The sequence below is a fragment of the Streptomyces sp. genome, assembly GCF_036566765.1.
GTDB lineage: Bacteria > Actinomycetota > Actinomycetes > Streptomycetales > Streptomycetaceae > Streptomyces.
In genome coordinates this window covers 1-3,873 of the sequence record NZ_DATCVQ010000612.1, presented here as the reverse complement: position 1 = coordinate 3,873, position 3,873 = coordinate 1, and the positions used below count along the sequence as shown (strand labels likewise).

Annotated in this window: 5 protein-coding genes; all 5 read right to left on the bottom strand. The window is 70.4% G+C overall.

Annotated elements, in window-relative coordinates; translation table 11 throughout:
• Positions 1–336, bottom strand: a 336-nt coding sequence (locus VIU94_RS35575) for an HK97 family phage prohead protease (protein WP_331918134.1), incomplete at its 3' end; no start/stop codon positions are given.
• Entirely contained in the window at positions 308–1,633 is a 1,326-nt protein-coding gene (locus VIU94_RS35570) for a phage portal protein (protein WP_331918132.1), read from the bottom strand. The genes VIU94_RS35575 and VIU94_RS35570, both read right to left, overlap by 29 nt.
• Positions 1,630–1,791 (bottom strand): hypothetical protein, encoded by a 162-nt coding sequence (locus tag VIU94_RS35565; protein WP_331918130.1) that lies wholly within the window; start codon positions 1,789–1,791, stop codon positions 1,630–1,632. Before VIU94_RS35565 ends, VIU94_RS35570 begins: the two co-directional genes overlap by 4 nt.
• Entirely contained in the window at positions 1,785–3,260 is a 1,476-nt protein-coding gene (locus tag VIU94_RS35560; RefSeq protein WP_331918128.1) for a terminase large subunit domain-containing protein, read from the bottom strand. The genes VIU94_RS35565 and VIU94_RS35560 overlap by 7 nt, the downstream gene beginning before the upstream one ends.
• Complete coding sequence (locus VIU94_RS35555) at positions 3,244–3,522, bottom strand: hypothetical protein (protein ID WP_331918126.1); 279 nt, start codon at positions 3,520–3,522, stop codon at positions 3,244–3,246. Before VIU94_RS35555 ends, VIU94_RS35560 begins: the two co-directional genes overlap by 17 nt.
• Positions 3,523–3,873: the final 351 nt, after the last annotated feature.

Below are 3,873 nucleotides of genomic sequence, written 5' to 3'. Positions count from 1 at the left end.
CAGCTCCGTGTCGAGGGCCGAGTCGACCGCGAGGCCGCGCTCGTCCTCCGACAGCGTCAGCGTTCCGGCCGCCGAGCGGGACACCACGTAGTACGAGTCGTGGTCGATCAGCATCCGGGCGTCCGACTCGGTGAGGGTCTTGGCGAAAGCCCCGGGGGCGATCTCCTCGTAGAACCCCCACCGCAGCGGGTTGCCGATCGCCGTCCGCGAGTTGAACACGGACGCGTAGCCGGCGAACCGCTCGCCGCCCTCGTCGTCAGCGGCCCGCAGCGCGAGGCCGGCCTCGGTCAGGGAAAGGCGGCGCTGCTCAGCGGCGCCGGTCGTCTTCGTGGGCATCGTCGCCCCCTTCCTGGTCAGCGTGGTCGGCCATCAGGCGGCGCGCCTCGGCCATGAGAGCGGCCGCGCGAGCGGGAACGTCCCCGCCGTTCTCGGCCAGAGGGTTGGAGCCCAGAGGGGCCATGAACGTCGGCTGCAGGTAGGTGTTGCCCTCGTCGCCTGGGATCGGCGGCATCTCCTCCAGCGCCCGGATGTCGTTCGCGGACATGACGCCCGTGTCCCGCATCGCCCGGTAGTACGTCGCCCGGCCGCTGGAGTCACCGCGGAGCAGGCCCTGCAGCGCGTAGTGCGCGTACTCTCCGGTCGGCAGCAGTTCCTTCGTGATCCGCTGCTCCGTCGGTGCCAGCCACGTCGGGCCGAGGTCGAACGTCACCCAGCCCTGCGCCTGCTGCTCCAGGCCCGTGCCCCACGACGTGGACTTCGCGGTCTCCATCAGCAGGAACAGCGGCACGCCGAACATGCGGGCAATCTCGGTGATCTGGAACTCGCGGGACTCCAGGAACTGGGAGTCCTTCAGCGGCATCGCCACCGGCTTGAACGACGCCCCCGAGTCGAGGACGGCGACCTCATGGGCGTTCTGGATCCCCGAGACCTTCGCCTGCCACCTGCTCTTGAGCGCCGTGGCCTGCTCCTGCGTCAGCCGCTGCTCGGTCTGCAGCACACCGGACACCATGTTCCCGGAGCCGAACAGCTTGGCCGCGCCCTCCTCGGCGGCCTGCGCCAGCCCGATGCCCTGCGCCGCCGCCCGCACCGGCGAGCAGCCCGTCAGCCCGTCGTACCCCAGGCCGGGGATGTGCAGGACGTCCCGCGACGTCAGCACGTGCTGGCCGCCCCAGTCGTCCGTGACGCTGAACAGTTTCCCCGCCGGATTGTCCGCCGACGGCCGCACCCGGCCCACCTGCACCCGGTCCGGCGACAGCGGCCACAACTCCCGCACCTGTCCGGACGCACCGCCCCGCAGCTTCTGCAGGTACGCGTTCCCCCACAACACCCGGTGCACGAACGCCAGCCGCCACAGCTCCAACGGCGTCAGGTCCGGATGCGGGTTCTCCAGCAGCGCCGACGTGGTCCGGTCCTTCGTCCCGGTCCGGTAGGTGTGCAGCGGCAGCGCCGCCGACACCCCCGCGATCACCGCGACCGACCGCCACACGGCCGGCATCTGCAGGCTCGACACCTCCGACACCTGCACCCCGGAGTCGGTCCGCTGGCCGCCCATCCAGTCCAGCAGCGAGGCGTCCGTCAGCGGCACGGCCGGATTCTCCAAGGACCGGCGCCCGAACAGGCCGAAGAGGCTCACGAGCTACCTCCCTTCCGGCCGGTGCTCGTTGCCCGCTCCACCGCCAGGACGCCCAGCAGACCGCCCAGGACGAGCGCAGCCGGCGTGTAGACGAGGGCGACGCCGGCGAGGCCGACGAGGACGAACAGGATCTCCAGGACGTACAGCAGCTTCACCACAGGTTCGGCGCCCCTTCCGGCTCCTCGACCTCCGCGCCAAGCCCCCAGCGCGCCAGGGTCGCCGCCACGAGCGGGCTGATGTCGACGCCGACACCACGCCGGGCCCACGCCCAGGCGTCGCCGAGGGGCCGCTTCTGCGCGCCGGCCAGGGCGACCGCGAGGGGCGCCTGGTCGAGGTGGCTGATGCCCTGCTCCACGACCGCGTCATAGAACTGGCCGGTGGCGTCCGCGATCTGCCGGGCCTTCGGCTGCACCACCTCGACGCCGAGCTCGTCGGCTAGGTCCTCGATGAGCGACCCCGCGGGGCCGCCCGCGTCGACCACCCAGCAGCGCGGCTTGTGCCGCTCGTGCAGCTCCTTCGCGCGCTCCACGACCCAGCCCATGCCGGGCCGGTGCTCGATGACCTCGACGTGCGTACCGCCCCGCCACGGCCCCGCCACAGCGATCGCCGCATGGGACCGCTCCGGGGTTGCGTCGACCGCCATCGCAATCGGACCGTCCGGCCGGGACTTCGGGTCGGCCAGCGACCGCCAGGCGTCCTCGCCGATGACCTGCCAGGTGTCCGCCTCGTCGCTGGGGTAGTCACCCACGCCCAGGCGCTCACGCTCGAAGATGCCGCCGGTGCCGAGCGAGGCCCGCTCGTTGCGGACGAACTCCGGGCTGATCAGGTAGCCGAGCGACGGGTTCGCCTTCGCCCAGGCGGCCGGGTCGTCGGAGGCGTCGTGCTCGGTGCAGCCGGGCCGGCACTCGTCCAGGTGCGGGTCTACCGACCACTCGAAGTACGCCAGCGACGGATCCGCAACGCCGGCCTCACGAGCGGCCAGCGCGCGGCGCCGCAGCCGGGCCAGCTGTACCGACGGATGGCCGATCCCGGCGCTGCCGAGGTACCAGAGTTGGGGGTTCTCGATCGCGGACATCGTCGGCATGAGCGCGCCCATGGCGTCGTCACCCAACGCCATCGCCTCGTCGAGGATGTTGCAGTCCCCGGTCCAGCCTCGACCGGACCCACCGGACCGGGCGATGAACTGCAGGGACTGACCGGTGGTGAGCGTGATGGACGTCTCGGTGGTGTTGTTCAGGATCCGCTTGACGCGTTTCCGCAGGTCAGGGGTGCCGAGGATCAGGGACTGAATCCGCTGGAACGCAACCCGGCTCGTCTTGAACTCGTGCGCCGAGTGGATGATCAGGTGTTCCTTCAGCAGGAACAAGCCCGCCAGCTCGCGGGCCTCGATGATCCCGCCCTTGCCGTTCTGCCTCGGGACGTTGACGCAGCACTCGAAGGCCGCCCACTTGCCGTCCTTCCGCTCCCGCATGCCGACGTCCAAGACGTGCTGCTGCCACGGGAACAGCTCCAGACCCGCCCTCGCGGCCAGCTCCACCGCTTCCTGGGCCACCGAGGACGTGAACACGGGCGGGGCAGTGAACAGCCGGGGCGTCTGCACACCCCGCAGCTCAGGCTCGGCGAGCACGGACAAGACCGTCCTCCCGCTTCTGCTCCTTCTTCACGGCCAGTTCGTCGACCCAGTCCATCTCCGCTTGCACGGGCGCGAGCTTCCGCAGGTCCTCCATGACGGCCCGCAGCTCGCGGGCGGCGTTCGCCTTCGCTGTCGGGCTGCCCGGCATGTCGACCGACTCGGCCAGGCTGACGGCAAGTTGCGCAAGGCCGGGGGACAGGTCGCGCACTCGGAGCTGTTCGATCTCGGCAGTGATCGCGTCCACGACAGTCGCCATGATCACCCCCAGGCAGTCACGCAGCGTTGCGTCACGGAAAGTCACTATTTACCCGGTTTGACAAACCGGGGAATTAGCGAGTGATCCACCCCGTGTAAAAAATCGGGCGAGAAGGGCTTTTGGGTCGCCCGTCCCGGCGCTGAACTTTTGATCCACTCTCCCCCTGGCGAGCCTGGATCAGCGCCGATCGGAGATCGTTTCTGTTGCGTTGAGCGAGCGCTTGCGGGGTGTAGCGGGGCCGCCGTCGGGCTGGTTGCCCGCTGTCACCACTGCCTGGATGTCTGGGGCATGACGTCCTGCGCCTGGGGCCGGCGCTGCCGGTACCAGCGGGTGGCGACCCGCTGCATCTCG

Coding starts and splice junctions, on each gene's coding strand:
- VIU94_RS35555 (WP_331918126.1), bottom strand. CDS start 3,522: ATGGCGACTGTCGTGGACGCGATCACTGCCGAGATCGAACAGCTCCGA.